Annotated in this window: 17 protein-coding genes and 2 pseudogenes; 7 read left to right on the top strand and 12 right to left on the bottom strand. The window is 71.6% G+C overall.

Translation table 11 applies throughout. The features are described 5' to 3' along the window. Window positions 1-3: 3 nt before the first annotated feature. The 5 genes from ACZ8AI_RS00085 to ACZ8AI_RS00105 form a co-directional block, all read right to left on the bottom strand. Complete coding sequence (locus ACZ8AI_RS00085) at window positions 4-987, bottom strand: sugar phosphate isomerase/epimerase family protein (protein WP_464855573.1); 984 nt, start codon at window positions 985-987, stop codon at window positions 4-6. Between the two features lie 158 nt (window positions 988-1,145). Beyond that, the gene (locus tag ACZ8AI_RS00090) at window positions 1,146-1,829 is read right to left on the bottom strand and encodes a fumarylacetoacetate hydrolase family protein (RefSeq protein WP_464855575.1); all 684 of its coding nucleotides are present in this window, start codon (window positions 1,827-1,829) and stop codon (window positions 1,146-1,148) included. A 24-nt stretch (window positions 1,830-1,853) separates the two neighbouring features. Then, window positions 1,854-2,054 (bottom strand): hypothetical protein, encoded by a 201-nt coding sequence (locus ACZ8AI_RS00095; RefSeq protein WP_464855577.1) that lies wholly within the window; start codon window positions 2,052-2,054, stop codon window positions 1,854-1,856. Continuing rightward, window positions 2,047-2,397, bottom strand: a complete 351-nt coding sequence (locus tag ACZ8AI_RS00100) for a hypothetical protein (protein ID WP_464855579.1) — start codon at window positions 2,395-2,397, stop codon at window positions 2,047-2,049. Before ACZ8AI_RS00100 ends, ACZ8AI_RS00095 begins: the two co-directional genes overlap by 8 nt. Window positions 2,398-2,488: 91 nt before the next feature. After that, window positions 2,489-4,960: a phosphoketolase family protein gene (locus ACZ8AI_RS00105; RefSeq protein WP_464855581.1), complete on the bottom strand. Its 2,472-nt coding sequence runs from the start codon at window positions 4,958-4,960 to the stop codon at window positions 2,489-2,491. A gap of 221 nt (window positions 4,961-5,181) precedes the next feature. Between ACZ8AI_RS00105 and ACZ8AI_RS00110 the strand changes: the two genes are divergently transcribed. After that, entirely contained in the window at window positions 5,182-5,859 is a 678-nt protein-coding gene (locus ACZ8AI_RS00110; protein WP_464855583.1) for a hypothetical protein, read from the top strand. Between the two features lie 96 nt (window positions 5,860-5,955). On the opposite strand, the gene ACZ8AI_RS00115 is transcribed toward ACZ8AI_RS00110, so the two are convergent. Together ACZ8AI_RS00115 and ACZ8AI_RS00120 are read right to left on the bottom strand one after the other, a co-directional pair. Then, complete coding sequence (locus tag ACZ8AI_RS00115; protein WP_464855585.1) at window positions 5,956-6,558, bottom strand: DnaJ family domain-containing protein; 603 nt, start codon at window positions 6,556-6,558, stop codon at window positions 5,956-5,958. A gap of 38 nt (window positions 6,559-6,596) precedes the next feature. Next, complete coding sequence (locus tag ACZ8AI_RS00120; RefSeq protein WP_464855587.1) at window positions 6,597-8,414, bottom strand: glycoside hydrolase family 15 protein; 1,818 nt, start codon at window positions 8,412-8,414, stop codon at window positions 6,597-6,599. A 457-nt stretch (window positions 8,415-8,871) separates the two neighbouring features. Here ACZ8AI_RS00120 and ACZ8AI_RS00125 point away from each other — a divergent pair, with 457 nt between their 5' ends. From ACZ8AI_RS00125 to ACZ8AI_RS00150, 6 genes and pseudogenes are all read left to right on the top strand, one after another. Next, window positions 8,872-10,038 (top strand): RtcB family protein, encoded by a 1,167-nt coding sequence (locus ACZ8AI_RS00125; protein WP_464855589.1) that lies wholly within the window; start codon window positions 8,872-8,874, stop codon window positions 10,036-10,038. Window positions 10,039-10,086: 48 nt separating this feature from the next. After that, on the top strand, window positions 10,087-10,668 hold the full coding sequence (locus ACZ8AI_RS00130; RefSeq protein ID WP_464855591.1) for a DUF6226 family protein: 582 nt from the start codon (window positions 10,087-10,089) through the stop codon (window positions 10,666-10,668). A 116-nt stretch (window positions 10,669-10,784) separates the two neighbouring features. Further along, complete coding sequence (locus ACZ8AI_RS00135; protein WP_464855593.1) at window positions 10,785-11,054, top strand: hypothetical protein; 270 nt, start codon at window positions 10,785-10,787, stop codon at window positions 11,052-11,054. Continuing rightward, window positions 11,012-11,683 carry a DUF1206 domain-containing protein gene (locus ACZ8AI_RS00140; RefSeq protein ID WP_464855595.1) on the top strand — a complete coding sequence of 224 codons (672 nt, stop codon included), beginning with the start codon at window positions 11,012-11,014 and terminating at the stop codon, window positions 11,681-11,683. The genes ACZ8AI_RS00135 and ACZ8AI_RS00140 overlap by 43 nt, the downstream gene beginning before the upstream one ends. An 85-nt stretch (window positions 11,684-11,768) precedes the next feature. Next, window positions 11,769-12,639 (top strand): annotated as a pseudogene (locus tag ACZ8AI_RS00145) (SMP-30/gluconolactonase/LRE family protein). A 69-nt stretch (window positions 12,640-12,708) separates the two neighbouring features. After that, window positions 12,709-13,788, top strand: coding sequence for an alpha/beta fold hydrolase (locus ACZ8AI_RS00150; RefSeq protein ID WP_071293263.1), 1,080 nt, complete (start codon window positions 12,709-12,711; stop codon window positions 13,786-13,788). An 80-nt stretch (window positions 13,789-13,868) separates the two neighbouring features. Here the strand turns inward: ACZ8AI_RS00150 and ACZ8AI_RS00155 are convergent, their stop codons facing one another. From ACZ8AI_RS00155 to ACZ8AI_RS00175, 5 genes and pseudogenes are all read right to left on the bottom strand, one after another. Then, complete coding sequence (locus ACZ8AI_RS00155; protein ID WP_464855597.1) at window positions 13,869-15,062, bottom strand: NAD(P)/FAD-dependent oxidoreductase; 1,194 nt, start codon at window positions 15,060-15,062, stop codon at window positions 13,869-13,871. Window positions 15,063-15,070: 8 nt separating this feature from the next. Continuing rightward, on the bottom strand, window positions 15,071-15,871 hold the full coding sequence (locus ACZ8AI_RS00160; protein ID WP_464856322.1) for an SDR family NAD(P)-dependent oxidoreductase: 801 nt from the start codon (window positions 15,869-15,871) through the stop codon (window positions 15,071-15,073). Window positions 15,872-15,918: 47 nt separating this feature from the next. Further along, window positions 15,919-16,386, bottom strand: a pseudogene (locus ACZ8AI_RS00165) (Dps family protein); the annotation flags it as partial. Between the two features lie 41 nt (window positions 16,387-16,427). Next, a complete protein-coding gene (locus ACZ8AI_RS00170; RefSeq protein WP_464855599.1) occupies window positions 16,428-17,009 on the bottom strand; it encodes a MarR family transcriptional regulator in 582 nt (193 codons plus the stop codon). A gap of 147 nt (window positions 17,010-17,156) precedes the next feature. Beyond that, window positions 17,157-17,717 (bottom strand): NADPH-dependent FMN reductase, encoded by a 561-nt coding sequence (locus tag ACZ8AI_RS00175; RefSeq protein WP_071293259.1) that lies wholly within the window; start codon window positions 17,715-17,717, stop codon window positions 17,157-17,159. Window positions 17,718-17,724 lie beyond the last annotated feature (7 nt).

Consider the following 17,724-nt stretch of genomic DNA (forward strand, 5'->3'; position numbering starts at 1 on the left):
AGGTTACGCGGGCGTGCCTGTGTCGGCATCCCGTCGGTGGATGCGACGCAGGCCGTGGTGACGAGCATCCGGGGCGTTCGCCGACGGCTCGAAGTCGACGGCCGAGGTCGGCGCGGGGGTGGTCGGCATCGCCGGGGCCGCCGGGGCGCCGTACGCATCGGCGGCGTCGAGCACGGCACGGGTCGCGGCGGCCGCGGTGCGCAGTGCGTCCTCGAGCGGCATCGCCCGGTGTGCTGCCGTCCGGACCTCGACACCCCACGGTTCGTCGTACCCGAGGTCACGGACGGTGCGGATGAAGCCCGGCAGGTCCCACGCCCCGGCTCCCGGCAGGTAGCGGGCCTCGCGGGACTCCTCGGACAGGGTCATGCCCGCCGGGGTGTGCAGCAGTCCGTCGCTGAGCTCCACCGCCGCGAGCGTGGTCGACGCCACACCCTGCTGGATCGACGCGAGGGTGGACCCGCCCCGGAGCGCGTGCATGGCGTCGACCAGCAGCCCGCCGTTCGGGTGTCCGGCCGCCGCGACGAACCGGGAGGCGCGCTCGACCGTCGGCAGGTTGGACCAGGGCTCCGGCTCGAGGACGAGCTGGGCGCCGACCTTCGCGGCCTGTCCGGCGAGGTCCACCCAGTCGTCGACCATGGCGGTCGGTGAGATCCCGGGGAGCGTCGTGTCGGCCCGCACGACGACCTGCCAGGCGCCGAGCATCGCGGCGGCCTCGAGCACGACGCCACGGTCGGCTTCCTGGTCGGGCGTCCGGTTCGAGCACGTCCACCAGCGTTCGAGCGGTCCGAGCTGCACCCAGACGATGCCGACGCCGTCGAGCACCCGGCGGAGTGCGGCGAAGCCGGTGGTCGCCCGGACCTCGTGGAGGTCACCGAGCGAGAGCGACAGCCCTGCGAAGCCGGCGGCCCCGACGGCGCGGATGCGCTCGTCGATCGGTCCGGTGCCGGCCCACGTCCAGGACGTCGCGAGCAGGTCGTGTTCCTGCACGGCACACCTCCGTTGTCCGGACACGCCCTGCGCCCCGTCGCGCCCGGTGTGCCCCGTCGTGTCCGGCGCCGCGGTACCCCCAGCGGCGTCGAGACATTGCTACGCGCTCCGGCTGCGAGCGCTCCCAGCACCGGGACACACCCGTGAAACGCGACCGGTCAGACGATGCGCGTCCGGACCGAGCCGACGCCCGCGATCGAGCCGTCGAGGACGTCGCCGCGATCGAGGACCCCGACCCCTTCAGGTGTGCCCGTCATCAGGAGGTCGCCCGGAGCCAGCGCCACGAACCGGGACAGCTCGGCGATCGTCTCGGCCACGGACCAGACCTGGTCGGACAGGTCGCCGGACTGTCGGAGCTCGCCGTTCACCCGGAGCTCGATCGTGCCGGCGGTCGGGTCGACTTCGGCCGCCGGCACGACCACGCCGACGGGGGCGGAGGCGTCGAACCCCTTCGCGGTGTCCCACGGCCGGCCGAGCCGCTTCGCCTCGGCCTGCAGGTCGCGGCGGGTCAGGTCGATGCCGACGGCGTAGCCCCACACGTGCGCGAGGGCGTCGTCCACGGTGATCTCGCTGCCGCCGGTCCCGATCGCCACGACGAGCTCGACCTCGTGTTCGAGCCGCTCGGTCATCGTCGGGTACGGGGTGTCGGCGTCGTCCGGCACCACGGCGTCGGCCGGCTTGGTGAAGAAGAACGGGGGTTCGCGGTCCGGGTCGTGGCCCATCTCTCGCGCGTGCGCGGCGTAGTTCCGACCGACGCAGAACACCCGGCGGACGGGGAACCGCCCGCCGGTCGAGGTCGGGATGGTCGGGAGGGTCGGTGCCGGGAGCACGAGGTCGGTCACCCGTCCAGCGTGCCACGACCCCCGTCAGTCCGCGAAGGAAGCCTCTTCTCGTAGCTTCCGCGCGCGGGCCCGCTCCTGCCGTTCGCGCCACTCGATCCGCATCTGCGCGAGTTCCTCCTCCGCACCCTGGGCGCGGAGGATCGGCCCGTAGTGCGCGCTGGCGAGCAGACGGGGTGTCGTGTACTCGCGGCGGTCGAGCCGTCGCTTGAAGGTGCGGTCACTCATGTCCGAGATCACTTCGGCTCCTGTCCTCGGGCTCGTCGTGTCCGGACGAGCGTCGTGTGTCGTACTCCTCGAGCGCGTGGAACACCCACGTGTCGTCGTCGGTGCTCCAGGCCCGGGACGTGAGCGCCGTGGCCATGATCACGGCGGCGTCCTGCTGGTGTTCATCGTCGGAGGTCGTGCGCTCAGCGACCCACGACCAACGCTGCCACCACTGATCTCGGTGGGCCAAGAACTCTGTGTTTCGCCGTCCGGCGCGGCCGTCGGCGATGTGCACGACGAGCGCCGCGACGGCGACGAACGCACTCGAGACGGAGACGAGTGCGCTGATGAGTCCGACGTCCATGCCGCCACCCTGACGCAGCAGGACCGGCCACGCGACGAGCGTGACCGGTCCTGTGGAGGGCGCCCCGCGCCTCCAGGCTGTGGAGGAGGACCTACCTGCCGGGCGCCGCGCCCTCCGACTCTCCCGCTCCCGGGTCGCCGCCGGTGCCACCGGAGGCGGGCTCGTCCTGGGGCCACCCCGCGAACTCCCACCCACCGACCGACGGGTGGTCCTCACCCTTGGTGTAGGCGTACGCGCGTGCGGCGTCCCGGGCCTCCGAGAGCTTGCCGAGCAGGTCCGCGTGCGCGTCGGCGTCGACCCGGGTGAGGGCGTCGTGCGCCAGCGCGAACCGGTCCATCTCGTTGCGCATGAGCATGTCGAACGGCGACGTGGTCGTGCCCTGCTCGAGGAAGCCGTGCACGTGCAGGTCGTCGTGCCCGTTCCGACGGTAGGTGAGCTGGTGCACGAGCGACGGGTAGCCGTGGAAGGCGAACACCGCCGGGGTACCGGGCAGGAAGAGCTCGTCGTAGCGCTCGTCGCGCAGCGGGTGCTCGTGCTTCCGCGGGTCACCGAGCGCGAGCAGGTCGACGACGTTCACCACCCGCACCCCGACCGACGGTGCGTGCTTCCGGATGATGTCGGCAGCGGCGACGGTCTCGACGGTCGGCACGTCGCCGGCGCACACGAGCACGACGTCCGCACGGCCGATGGTGTCCTCGGTGCCGGCCCACCCCCACACGCCGGCGCCGGCGTCGACGTGCGCGACGGCGTCGTCGAGCGACAGGAACACCGGCTCCGGGTGCTTGCCCGCGACGATGACCTCGATGCGGTCCGTGGTCTCCATCGCGTGCGCGGCGACGGCGAGCAGCGTGTTCGCGTCCGCCGGCAGCTTGATCCGGACGAGGTCCTGCTGCTTCGACGCGACGACGTCGAGGAAGCCGGGGTCCTGGTGCGAGAACCCGTTGTGGTCCTGCCGCCAGACGTGCGACGACAGCAGGATCGACAGGTTCGACACCGGCGCCCGCCAGTCGATGTCGGTCGAGGACTCGAGCCACTTGGCGTACTGGCCGACCATCGAGTCGATGATGTGGGCGAAGGCCTCGTAGGTGTTGATGAGCCCGTGCCGGCCGCTCAGCACGTAGCCCTCGAGCATGCCCTCGAGCAGGTGCTCGGAGAGGACCTCGGTCACCCGGCCCTGCGCCCCGAGGTGCTCGTCGCCGACGCCGCGCTGTGCACGCCAGACGCGGGACGTGACGTCGAACACCGCGTCGAGCTTGTTCGAGATGGTCTCGTCGGGGCCGAACAGGCGGAACGTCGACGGGTTCCGCTGGATGAGCGCGGCGAGCCACGGCCCCAGGGTGCCGGTGGCGCTCGCCGTGGTACCCACCTCGGCCGCGAACTCGGCGAGGGCGGGACGGTCGAGCGCCGTGCGGATCCGGCCGCCGTTCGCGTGCGGCGTCGCGCTCATCCGGTGGTCGCCCGTCGGCCGGATGGTGGTGAGGATGCCGATCGGCTGGCCGTCCTCGTCGAACAGTTCCTCTGGGCGGTACGAACGCATCCACTCCTCGAGCTGCTTCCGGTGCGCATCGTTCTCGCGGACCCCGGGCAGCGGGACCTGGTGGGCGCGGAAGGTGCCCTCGACCTGCTCCCCGTCGACCTCCTTCGGGCCGGTCCACCCCTTCGGCGTCCGGAGCACGATCATCGGCCAGCGCGGGCGGAGGTCGGATGCTCCGGCCGGCTGCCCCGCGGCCGCACGCTGGGCCTGCGCCCGGGCCGCTGCCTGGATGTCGTCGATCGTCGCCATCGCGCGGCGGAGTGCCCCGTCGAACAGCGCGTGCACGGCGAAGGGGTCGTCGTCGACCCGGGCCGAGTCCACGACGATGGGTTCGTACCCGAGCCCCCGGAAGTAGGCGGTGAGGTCCTCGTCGGGGATGCGGGCGAGGATCGTCGGGTTCGCGATCTTCCACCCGTTCAGGTTGAGGATCGGCAGCACCGCCCCGTCGTGCACCGGGTCGAGGAAGGTGTGGCCTTGCCACGAGGCAGCGAGCGGCCCCGTCTCGGCCTCGCCGTCACCGACGACGCACGCGACGACGAGGTCGGGGTTGTCGAGCGCCGCGCCGTACGCGTGCGCGAGGGAGTAGCCGAGCTCACCGCCCTCGTTGATCGAGCCCGGGGTCTCCGGGGCGGCGTGCGACGGGATCCCGCCGGGGAAGGAGAACTGCCGGAAGAACGACTGCAGCCCCGCCGGGTCGGGCGTGATCGAGGGGTAGAGCTCGCCCCACGTGCCCTCGAGCCAGGCGTTCGCGTTCATCGCCGGGCCGCCGTGCCCGGGACCGCAGATGCAGAGCACGTCGCGGTCGGTCTCGGCGATGAGGGCGTTGAGGTGCGCGTACACCAGGCTCAGCGCCGGCGAGGTGCCCCAGTGGCCGAGCAGCCGGGGCTTGATGTCGTCGGGCGCGATCGGGCGGGTGAGCAGGGGGTTGTCGAGCAGGTAGATCTGCCCGACGGTGAGGTAGTTCGCGGCGCGCCACCAGGCGTCGATCGCGCGGATCCGGTCGGTGCTCGTGGTGAGTGCGGGGGACATGCCCCCACGGTACGGAGGAGTGGCACAGCCCGTCCCAGGGAGACCGCTCGAAAAACTTCTGCACCACTTCCAAACCGTTTGCGAGGGGGTGCCGAATGAGATGCACAAGGGCAAACGCCCAGGGCGCTCTCCGGTCAGATTCGGCCGGTATTCAGCGTACGCACAGAAGCGTCGTTCGGCCACCGGCCGGAGTGCCCGTCACAGCAAAGGACTGAAGACCAATGCGCAAGTCACTCAAGACCTCGATCACCCTCGCCACGACCGGCGCGCTCGTCCTCGGCGGCGCAGCGTTCGGTGTCTCGGCCGCGCAGGCCGACGGCTCGGTGCACACCGTGTCCTCCAGCTCCTCGAAGATCCCCGGCCCGGTGGCCTCGGTCCCCGAGGTCCTCGGTGGCAACACCGCCGTGGCGCTCGACAAGGGCTTCACCGACGCCCTCACCGCGCTGAAGCTAACCCCGGGTGTCTCGGGCAACGCCAAGCTCGCCGACGGTTCGGTCTCGTTCCCGATCACCTCGGGTTCGGTGACGTACTGGTCGCCGGACGGCAACTACCGCCCGTACGTGCAGGGCCTGCTGAACCACGACGACTCGGGGCTGACCCTCTCCGCCGGTGACACCACGGTGACGCTGGAGAACTTCGTCGTGAACCCGGGCTCGTCCAAGCTCTACGGTGACGTCCTGGTCAACGGCAAGGTCGCCGTCGCGAACGCGTACCTGTTCTCCCTGCACGGTGGCACCCTCAAGCCGCTGCAGCTCGAGGGCGACAACGCGATCCTGACCGGCACCACGGTCCACGTCTCCGCCGACGCCGCGAAGCTGCTCAACAGCACCTTCAAGACCGACGCCGTGAAGCCGGGCCTCCTCGTGGGCGTCGCGACCATCACCGCACAGATCAAGTAACCAGCACGCCAGGGACAGGACGGCACCACGCGATCGCGTGGTGCCGTCCTGCTGTCGTGTCCCGGGTGCCGTCGGGGCCTGGAGGCGCGGATCACCTCACCGACGTCGGCGCCACCATCGACGTGGCCGGTCCCCGGCTGCCGCGGCCGCTTCGGCAGCCGCACGTGCGGCCGCCGCGAAGCGCTCCTCGCGTCGGTCGTGCCAGCGCGCGACCTCGTCGGCGACGTCCCGGAGCGGGGTCACGACCGGCGGGCCGCCGAGCAGCTGCCGTCGGGCCTCCTTCACGCGGGCGTTGAAGTCCTCGAGCACGTCGCGCACATCGGACTCCACGGACAGCGCATCGAGGGCGTCGTCGAGCCCGGCGTCCTCCGTCCGGAGCGCGAGGGCGGGCGGAGCGATGCCGCGGATGTCCTCCCGCTCGATCTTCGACTTGATCCACCAGTCGGGATCGTGCTGGCCGTCGTTCCCGGGCAGGGGCTTGCCGTGGTACGGGTTCCCCTCGAACACCCCGCGCCGCTCGGCTTCCTCGATCTGCGCCCGCGCGTGGGCCGCGACGTCGGCGGCCTTCAGCAGACGACGTTCCTCGCGGACCTCGTCCGGGTCGAGGGAGCCACGTTCGATCTCGCTCTCGACGAGCTGCTGGTAGCGGTAGCGGGCGGCCCTCCTGAGCCGGTCCATCCGTGCGTCGACGTCGTTCATCGTCAGACCATGATGCGCCCGACGTCCGACGTCGTCGCTCAGGACTCCTCGGCGACCTCCTCGATGGTCAGCGCGGCCTGGATGAGTGCCAGGTGCGACAGCCCCTGCGGCAGGTTGCCCATGAACGAGCCGTCCTCGCTGATCATCTCGCTGAACAGGCCGACGTCGTTCCCCTGCGCGACCATCTGGTCCATCAGGGTGCGTGCGTCGTCCACCCGCCCGACGCACGCCATCGCGGCGGCGAGCCAGAACGAGCACGCGACGAACGGGGACTCCTCGTCCTCGATGCCGGAGTACCGGTACACGAGCGGTCCGCGCTGCAGCTGCTCCTCGATGGCGCGGATCGTCGACTCCATCCGGGGGCCGCGGTCGAACGCCGACATCGTGTGGAGCAGGATCGAGGTGTCGAGGGCATCCGACCCCGGGTACATGACGTAGTGCCCGCGCTCCTCGTCCCAGCCGTGCTCGGCCACCCACTGCTCGATGAGCTCGCGGTTCTCGACCCACTTGTCACGGGGTCCGTCGATCATGCCGGCGTCGTGGAGTTCCACGGCCGCGTCGAGCGCCTGCCAACAGCCGATCTTGCTCGTCACGTAGTGCTGCGTGTCCTCGAGCTCCCACATGCCCGAGTCCGCTTCCTCCCAGCGGTGGCAGGCGTCGTCGGCGAGTTCCTGCAACACGGCGGCGGTCTTCCGGTCGAGGACGTTGCCGGCGCGGACGTACTGCCGCAGGATCTCGAAGACGTCTCCCCAGACACCGAGCTGCAGCTGGTCGCCGGCGCGGTTCCCGATCGTCACGGGGCCGATGCCCTTCCACCCGGGCACGTCACGGTCCTCGACACCGTCGCTCTTGGAGCCGTCCAGCTCGTAGAAGATCGGCATGTCCTCGTCGTGCTCGGCGATGGTGCGCATGACCCAGGACACCGCGGCGTGTGTCTCCTCGCGGAGCCCGAACCGGGCGAGCGCGTGCACCGTGTACGACAGGTCGCGCACCCAGGCGAACCGGTAGTCCCAGTTCTTGCCGCCGGTGCGGTCCTCGGGCAGGCTCGTCGTCGGCGCCGCCGCGATCGCGCCCGTGGGCGAGTAGATGAGCAACTTGAGGGCGAGTGCACTCCGCTGCACGGCGTCCGACCAGGGGCCGTCGTAGGAGAACTCCTCCGACCAGGTGGCCCAGTTCGCGATCGTCCGGTCCATCGCGGCGAGGGCGCTCTCCGGCCGTGGCATGAAGATCGGCTCGTCGTGGGTCCCGACGATCGTCAGGATGTGCTTCGAGGCCTCGGTGGTCCGGTACTGGCCGGAGAACCGTGGGCCGTCGTCGTGCACCGGCTCGAACCCCTGCTCGACGATCGCGATCGTGATCCCGTCGATGCCGATCACGGCACCGTTCGCGGTGTCGAGGCGCTTCGGCTCGGCGGTCTGCAGCAGGGTGCCGGGGACCACCGCCCACTCCATCTCGACCGATCCCCGGACGCCCTGGACGCACCGGGCGATCTCTGCCCACGGCAGTCGGCCGGCGACACCCGTGACCATCGCGTCCGTCACGGTGACTTCGCCGTCGGGCGTCGTCCAGGTCGTGACGAGCACGTTCGTTCCCGGCATGTACGTGCGGGATGCCTCGGCCCGCGGATCGACCGGGCGGAGCGCGACGTGCCCGCCGTGCTCGGCGTCGACGATGCTCGCGAAGACCGGCGGCGAGTCCATCGACGGGATCGGCAGCCAGTCGATCCGGCCGTCGAGCGCGATGAGGGCGACCGTCCGACCGTCGCCGATCGCGCCGTAGGAGCGGAGCGGGACGTACCCGTCGGTGCGCTCCTCGTTCTCGGTCGCGTCGGGGGTGTCTCGGGTCCGCTCGGTCATGCACCCAGCCTGCCCGGGCTCCGGGCGCGACCATCAGGCGGACGTACCCCTCGTGGACAGGCGAGCCGCGCCTCCCGGCTGTGGACAAGTCCCGACACGCCCGGGGTGAGTTGCGCAGCCCGGGCGTGTCGCACTACTGTCGTCCTCCTGCCCACCGGGCAGACCGCCCGCCCCGGGCACACCGGAAGGACCGCGCATGCGCGCCGTGCAGCACCACGAGGAACGCGTCGAGCTCCAGCTCGACGCGACCGCCGTGCTGCCCGAACAGCGCACGCAGCAGTGGTCCCTCCGTTACCCCGCGTAGGCACGCGACGTCAGACGACGCCCCGTGCCCACCCGGCCCGGGGCGTTCGTCATCACCGTCTCCGCTCGTCCGCCCGTCCGGCGACGACCAGGAGGCGCGGCGTACGACCGTCTCGGACCGTCACCTCGACCGTCACGAAAGCGAGACGACTCCATGAAGAAGATCAACGACCGATTGCTCAGCTGGGCCTCGATGCTCGAGGACAACACCGAGCAGCAGGCCCGCACGACCGCGCGCATGCCGTTCGTGTTCCCGCACCTGGCCCTCATGCCGGACGCGCACCTCGGCCTCGGCGCCACCGTCGGCTCGGTCATCCCGACCCTCGGCGCGATCATGCCGGCGGCCGTCGGCGTGGACATCGGCTGCGGCATGATCGCCGTCCGGACCCAGTTCACGAAGGGCGACCTGCCGGACGACCTGCAGGAGCTCCGCGAGCAGATCGAGCGTGCGATCCCGCTGTCCGCGGGCGCCTCGAACCGGAAGATCGTGGCGACCGCCGCACCGCGGATCGCGGAGCTCGAGTCCATGGCCGCCGCTGCCGGGTTCGACCCCGACGGCGTGCACGGCGGCTGGCGGAACCAGCTCGGCACCCTCGGGTCCGGCAACCACTTCATCGAGGTCTCCCTCGACGAGCAGGACCGGGTCTGGCTGTTCCTGCACTCCGGGTCGCGGGGTGTCGGCAACAAGATCGCCCAGCGCCGCATCAAGGTCGCCAAGAGGGCGATGGAGCGGTGGTGGATCGAGCTGCCCGACCCCGACCTGGCGTACCTGGTCGAGGGCACGCCCGAGTTCGACCGGTACATCGCCGAGCTCCGGTGGGCCCAGCACTTCGCGCTGCTCAACCGCGAGGAGATGATGGACCGCGTCGTCCGGCAGCTGTCCGAGGCCGTCAGCACGCCCGTCGACGAGCGCGAGCGGATCAACTGCCACCACAACTTCACCCAGCGCGAGACGCACTGGGGGAAGTCGGTGTGGGTCTCGCGGAAGGGCGCCATCCAGGCGAAGGCCGGTCAGGCCGGGCTCATCCCCGGCTCGATGGGCACCGCCTCGTACGTGGTCGAGGGACTCGGCAACAAGCCCTCGCTCGAGTCCTCGCCGCACGGCGCCGGCCGGCTGTACTCGCGGTCGGCGGCCCGGCGGACCTTCACGCACGACGAGCTCCGTGCGGCGATGGTCGGGATCGAGTACCGCGACACCGACGCGTTCCTCGACGAGATCCCGGCCGCGTACAAGCCGATCGACCAGGTGATGGCGGACGCGGCCGACCTCGTGACGATCCGGCACACGCTCCGGCAGGTCGTCAACGTGAAGGGCGACTGAGGTGGCCGTGGCGACCGTGGTCGACGTCCGTCGCGCGGTCGACGCGGCGTGGGCGGCCCGGCCCGAGCACGACGTCTCGTGGCCGGACCCCACCCCGACCGTGATCCGCGGACCGAGGAGTACTCGCGGGTCACCGACTCGGAGCGCTACGCGGTCGTCGGCGCGCGGGCGCAGTCGTGGATCGACGCCCTCGTCGCGCTCGGGCTCGCCGACGCGAGCGTGGTGGAGGACGGCGCGACCCGGCTCGTCCCCCGCGCGCCGGACGCGCTGCCGTTGACCGTCGTCGTCCGCGCGCTCGACGGCGTGCCCGATGGCGTGGTCGACCTCCTCGTCGGGGACCCGGTGGCCTCGGTGGACGTGCAGCCGGATTGCGGCTGCGATGCCCGCCGACTCGGGATCGGCGGACCTGCTCGAGGCGATCGACGACGCGTTCGTCGGGGTGCTCGGCGGCGGGTTCGTCCTGATCGAGTCGAAGCGCTCGCGGATCGTGGCCACCGCCGACGGGTGGAGCTCCACGGGCGCCACCCGCGGTGTCGACGCGGCCATCGCGGCGGCCCGCCGCGGGGGCGTCGACCGGGCCGCCGGACGCTCGTCGGCGGATCGTGGTGGGCTCCGGTGGTGAGGCGCTGACCGGAGACGGACTGGAGGCGCGTGGCGGGCCCGCGCCGCGCCCTCCAGCCCGGCAGATGGCTGGGACCACGGCCCCCTGCCGGACACCGCGCGTTCCGTCGGGCACGCTCGATGGCGTGAGTGAGCAGGCGGAACAGGCGGCCCGGAAGACCGGACGCGAAGCGAAGCGGGTGGCGGACAGCCGCTGGTTCGAGGTGACGGCGCGCGCCGGGTTCGTCGGCAGCGGCATCGTGCACCTGCTCATCGGGTACTTGGCGATCCTGCTCGGCGTCGGCAATGCGTCGTCCGGCGGGAGACCGACCAGTCCGGCGCGCTGCAGCAGATCGCGTCGGTCCCCGGCGGGGTGGTCCTCCTCTGGCTCGTCGCGATCGGCACCGCTGCCCTGACCATCCGGCTCGTCCTCGAGGCCGTCGTCGGCGGGCGGAGCGACAGCGCCCGTGCATGGGGCAACCGGCTGAAGAACGTCGGCAAGGCCGTGGTCTACGGCGTGATCGCGTACTCGGCGGCGTCCTACGCGCTCGGTGCCGGCAAGAGCTCGAGCGGGTCGAGCCGGAGTGCCGCGGCGAAGGCGCTCGCGACCCCGGGCGGCGTCTTCCTGCTGCTCCTCGTCGCGGCGGTCGCGATCGGGATCGGCATCGGCCTCGTGGTGATCGGTTGCCGGCGCTCGTTCTGGAAGCAGCTCGTGCGTCCGCCGCAGCAGGTCGAGCGGGTCGTCACCGTGCTCGGGGTCGTCGGCTACGTCCTGGAAGGGCATCGCCGTGGTGATCGTCGGCGTGCTCATCGCGGTCGCCGGCTTCCGGAGCGACCCCGACCAGGCGACCGGACTCGACGGGGCGTTCGACGCCCTGCGGAGCATGCCGGGCGGGGTGTTCGTCCTCGTGGCGATCGGCATCGGGTTCCTGGCCTTCGGCGTCTTCAGCTTCTTCCGCGCCCGGTACGCCCGCCTCTGAGCCGCGGGCACACGGACGACCGGGCTGGCGCGGACTTTCGCGCCGTGCGACACCTCACGGGCTGAAGCGGGCGTGAGGTGTCGCTGAGCCCGTGAGCTCGCCGCCGCCCGGCCTGAGGGAGCACGGAGCCGACGCCGGTAGACCGGGCTGATGAGCAGTGCGACGACCGGGCCCGCGACCGTGTTCTCCGACGCCCGGGCCGTGCTCGCCGAGAGCATCGTGTGGGACCCCGCGTCCGAGCGACTCCGGTGGACGGACATCACGCTCGGGACCCTGAACACCGCGGACGCACACGGCACGATCCTGTCCAGCGTGCCCCTGCCCCCGCCGCTCGCGAGCTTCCAGCCCCGCGCCGGTGGCGGCTTCGTCGCGGCGCTCGGCGACACGATCGTGGTCACCGAGCCGGACGGCGCCGTCGAGCGGGAGATCGCCCGGGTCGAGCACGCGATGGACGGCATGCGCTTCAACGAGGGCAAGTGCGACCCGTTCGGCCGCTTCCTGGTGGGCAGCATGAACGTCACCACGGGGGCCCGACGCGGCGCTGTACTCCGTCGAGGCGGACGGCACCACGCGGCTGCTCCGCGGCGGGTTCGGCGTCACGAACGGCATCGAGTGGTCGGACGACGGCACCGTGATGTACGTGACGGACACGAGCGCGTCGACGGTCTACCGCGCCTCCTACGGACCCGACGGCGAGCTCGGCGAACTCGAGCCGTTCATCGTCGGGGCAGCGCACGACGGCCTGGTGCGCGACGACGAGGGCTGCTTCTGGAGCGCGGTCTACGGCAGCGGCAAGGTGGAGCGGTACGGCCCGGACGGTTCGCACCTCGAGACCGTCGAGCTGCCCGCGCCGAACGTGACCTCGGTGGCGTTCGGCGGTCCGGGCATGTCGACGTTGTTCGTCGGGACGGCGCGCGAGAACCTGACCGAGGAGCAGCTCGAGCAGTCGCCGCAGTCGGGTGCGGTCCTCGCGGTCCCGACCCGCGTGCACGGCTTCCCCGCGAACACCTTCAGCGGCTGACGGGGCGGGGCGGGCGCCTCGACGAGCGCCGCGGGTATCCTGGGCGACCGCCCGACCCGAGGAGTCCACGTGAACGACGAGCACACGGCAGCCACCCCGGACCCGGCGAGCCACCTCGCCGCAGCGCAGGACGCCGACGTCACCGTCGAGGTCGACCGGGTCGCCGTCGACGGCACCTACGTCCGGGTGAGTTCCATCGGCGAGCCGGGTGAGCGGGCGTTCCTGCTGGTCGCCGGCCTCGGGATCGCCGCCACGTACTACGAGCGGCTCGCCCCGCACCTCAACGAGAACGGCCCGGTGCACGCACTCGACCTGCCCGGGTTCGCCGGGGTCCCGCGCTTCCGTGGGAAGGTGTCGATCGAGCGCTACGCGGACGCGGTCGAGAAGGTCATCGCCGACCTCGGGCTCGTCGACCCGGTGCTGATCGGCCACTCGATGGGCACACAGGTGGTCACCGAGGTCGCGGCCCGTCGCCCGGACATCTCCGACCTCGTGCTCATCAGCCCGGTCGTCGACTCGAAGGCCCGGACGGTCCGCCAGTCGGCGTTCCGGTTCCTCCGGTCGACGCTGCACGAGCCGGCAGCGGTGCGGTGGCACGGCATCACGGCCTACGCGCTGTGCGGGTGGCACTGGTTCTCGAAGGTGCTGCCCCGGATGATCGCGTTCCCGATCGAGGAGCGCGCGGCCCACGTGCAGGCGCGCACGCTGATCGTGCGGGGCGAGCACGACGCGATGGTGCCGCGCGACTGGGTCCGTCGGCTGGCCCGGGTCTTCCCCTACGCGGTCCTCCGCGAGGTCGTCGACGGAGCGCACTCGGTCATGCACGCCCAGGCGGACGCCGTCGCACGCCTGGCCGTCGCCCACGTCGACGGCGCACTGCCCGACCGCGGCGTGTCCTCGTTGCAGCGCGTCCGTGACGACTCGACGTCCTCGGACCTCGCGCGGCTCGGCCCGAAGGACGCCTGGCTGCTCGTGAAGTCGCGGTTCGTCGAGCTGTTCGGCATGGCGCGAAACGACGACGAGACGCTCGAGGCGGCCAAGTCCGCCCACGCGGTTGCGATGGCGGACGGCGACGACCTGCCGGTCGACCCGGCGGATCGCCGACGGGTCGTCGACGAGGTCGCCCCCGAATCCCGCAAGGCCGGCTGAGCGGACGCCCTGGTCGCGACGCACTGGAGGCCCGGTGCCGGTTCTCGGAACCGGCGCCGGGCCTCCAGGCAGTCGCGTCGTCAGGCCGTGATGCGGCCCCGCAGCATGTCGACCGTCAACGCGTTCGCCTCGGCGAGGACCTTGCGGGCCTCGTCGGTCTTGTCCCAGACGTTCCAGAGCAGGACCCCGCGCACCGTGTCGTCGTCGTCCAGGTAGTAGACGACGCCGGTGACGTTCGGCTCCTGCCAGTCCTCGACCGGGCGCAGCTTCGTCGTGACCTGCCCGACCGCCTCGTAGCCCATGTCGAAGACGTCCGAGTAGAACATCGGCGTGTGGTCGTAGGTCTCGTCGGCGTCCGCGAGGTTGCGGCCGGCCTGCCGTCCCTGTTGCTGGGCGTTGTCGACGTGCTCGACCCGTCGCGTCCCGAGGATCCGGTCCGGGTACTCGGCGACGTCGCCGGCGGCGAAGACCGAGTCGTCGTCCGTCAGCAGGGTCGAGGAGACGACGATGCCGTCGCGGACGGTGAGCCCGGCGTCGGCGGCGAGCTGCGTCGCCGGTTCGATGCCGAGCCCGACCACGACGGCGTCGGCCTCGACCGTGGACCCGTCGTCGAGCGTCAGCGTGACGCCGTCGTCGGTCTGGGTCCCCGACTCCACCCGGCGGCCCGTCCGGAGTTCGACCCCGTGGTCGACGAACCGCTGCTGGAACGCCCGGGCGAGGCCGTTCGGGAACATCCGGCCGCCGACCACCTGGTCGGGGTCGACCAGCGTGACGCGTGCGCCGTTCTGCACGATGCCCGCCGCGATCTCGGTCCCGATGTAGCTCCCGCCGACGACGGCCACGTGGGCGCCGGCCTCGGCGAGTTCACGCAGCCGGCGGTAGTCCGTGGCGCTGCGGTAGTCGAGCACGCGCGGTGACGGGTCGAGCCCCGGCAGGCCACGCGGCTTGCCGCCCGTGGCGAGGAGCAGACGGTCGTAGCCGAACGTGTCGCCGTCGCTGGTCGTGACCGTCTTCGCGTCGCGGTCGATCGCCGTCACCGCGGTACCCAGGACGAACGTCGCCCCGGTCTCCTCGGTGTGCAGGTCGACCTTCTCGTCCCAGCTGAAGTCCGGGTCGGTCCAGAGCTTCTTCGACAGCGCAGGACGGGCGTAGGGACGGTCGACGTCCTCGCTGATGATGCCGATGGAGCCGTCCGCGTCGAGCTCACGGACGCCGCGCGCGGCCGCGTCGGCGACCATCCCGCCGCCGACGACGAGGTACCGGAAGTCGGTCATGGATCTCCCTAGATCGTGGCGACGGAACCGGAGTCGACCCGGTAGTTGGACCCGTTGACGAAGCTCGCCAGGTCGGAGCAGAGGAACGCGACGACGTTCGCGACCTCTTCCGGCTCGCCCCGGCGGTGCAGCTCCATGTACGGACGCTCCTCGTCGAGGAACGACTCGATGGCCTGGTCGAAGGACGTGCCGAGCTGCTTGGCGCGCTTGTCCATCATGGCGTCGGTCATCGGCGTGTGGATGAACGCGGGACTCACCGTGTTGACGAGCAGTCCCTCGGAGGCGTACGAGCGCGACAGCCCCTTCGCGAACGACAGGACCCCGGCCTTGGCGGCGCAGTAGGGGAGCTCGTCGTCGTAGGGCTGCGAGGCATCCTCGGAGACGAGGTAGACGATGCGACCCCAGCCGCCGTTCCGCAGGTCGGCGATGAACTCGCGCGTGATGCGGACCGGCCCCATCAGGTCGATGTCGATCGTCTCCTTCCAGCCGTCCTCGTCGATCTCGTGGAACATCCCCTGGGCGCCGGTGACGCCCGAGGACTGCACCAGGATGTCGATCTCACCGACCGCGTCACGGACCTTCGTGTGCAGGTCCGCCAGGCTCTCGGCGCTCCGGACGTCCGCCGCGAAGGCGTGGAGCCGTCCGGGCGCCGCGTCGAGCTGGTCGGCGCTGTTGTCGAGGCGCGCCTGGTCGATGTCGGTGACCACGACCGTCGCACCCTCTGCCAGGAGGATGCGTGCGGTGTTCCAGCCGATGCCTGAGTCACCGCCGAAGACGAGCGCGGTCCGACCCTGGATCCCGAGGTCCATGCGGCTCCTACGCGTGTGCCGAGGCGTCCGCGACCGGCCGGGGTGGTGGCCGACGCGAGCGGCGTGCTGGGGGCGCGGTTCTCGGCGGAGACCATCCACGCGAGCTGCTCGAGGCGCTCGATGAAGCCGTGCAGCAGGTCGGCGGTCGTCGGGTCTTCTTCGTCGACCTCGTCGTGGACGTCGCGCATGGTGCCGGTCGCCTGGTAGAGGCGGAGCGTCACGAGGTCGATCGCGTCGTGCGTGGTGACCTCGCCGTCCGGGAACTGGTCGAGGTGGCTCTGCGCGGCGACGGTGCTGGACCGGCCGTCCGGCACGGCGTAGAGCGCGCGCATGCGCTCCGCGGTGTCGTCCGCGAACTCACGAGCCGCGTCGACGATCTCGTCGAGCTGGAGGTGGAGGTCCCGGAAGTTGGTCCCGAGGATGTTCCAGTGGGCCTGCTTGCCCTGGAGGTGCAGGTCGATGAGGTCCACGAGGACCGCCTGGAGGTTCTTGGCGAGCTTGTCCGATGCGTGCATGATCGGCTCCTTCCGCATTGGGTGACCAGTACCAGTCCGGTCTACGCGGTGCGGCAGGACGTCCGCTCAGAGGACCGTCCCCCGCGGCGTCGCTCGGTGGTGCTCAGTGCGTGGCAGCGGGCGCGGGATCGACCTGGTCGACGGCGGTGCGCATCTGCTCGAGGAACACCGCGACGACCCGGGCGTCGTCGGGGGAGAGCCCCTCGGCGATCGACATCATCCGGCGGTGCATGACGGCCGAGGGTGGCGCGGACCTCGTCGTCCGTCTCCGTCGTCGGGGTGATGACGAGCGCGCGGCGGTCGGTCGGGTGCGGGTCGCGGCGGACGTGGTTCGACTTCACGAGCCGGTCGATCAGGATCGTCGTCGACGCCGACGAGATCTTGAGGTAGGCGGCGAGGTCCTTCGGGCTGACCGCTCGGCCGGCGCGCTGCGACTGCAGCAGGAAGCGGACGGCGAGCAGGTCGGTCTCACCCATCCCCATCGAGTCGCGGGTGCGCCGTCGCATGGCCGTCTCGGCGGCGCGGTACCGGCGCAGGGCGTTGAGGACGGTGACCCCGCGCTGGGTGGCGTCGTCGTCGGGGAACCAGTACCCGGACGCTGCCGTGATCTCCTGCGTGGACATGGCGTTCAGGGTAGCCCGGCTCGTCGCTAGGCCGTCTAGGAATCTCACGGCCACCCGTCAGGACGGCGCCGCAGGACGGACTGGAGGCACGGTGCGGGCCCGCACCGTGCCTCCAGTCCGTCGACTGCTCGCGTGACGTGACGCGCCCTACGCGGCGACCTGCTCGTCGGAGGCGGCCTCGGCGAGCGCCGTCAGCGCACCCTGCACGAGCTGCGTGACCTCGGCGTCCTCACGCGGGTGGGTCTCCGCGAACCGGACGACCGACTGCGGGATGGCGACCTTGACGTCCTGGAGGACCTTCGCGCCCGCGATGCCGGCGGCCTTCCGCGCGTCGTCGTGCGCCCAGACGCCGCCGTACTGGCCGAAGGCCGACCCGATGACGGCGAGGGGCTTGCCCGAGATGGGGGAGGCGCCGAACGGACGCGATGCCCAGTCGAGGGCGTTCTTCAGAACGGCCGGGATCGTGCCGTTGTACTCCGGCGTGATGAGCAGCACGGCGTCGGCGGCGTCGATCGCCGCACGGAACGCGACGGCGGAGGCCGGCGGGGTCTCGCCGTCGATGTCCTCGTTGTAGAACGGCAGGTCGACGATGCCGTCGAACGTGGTGAGCTCGATGCCCTCCGGGGCGTGGTGGTCGGCCGCCTCGGCGAGCTTGCGGTTGATCGACTCGGCGCGGAGGCTGCCGACGAGGGTGAGGACGTGCGTCATGGGGATC

The sequence above is a fragment of the Curtobacterium sp. AC273 genome, from assembly GCF_979253735.1.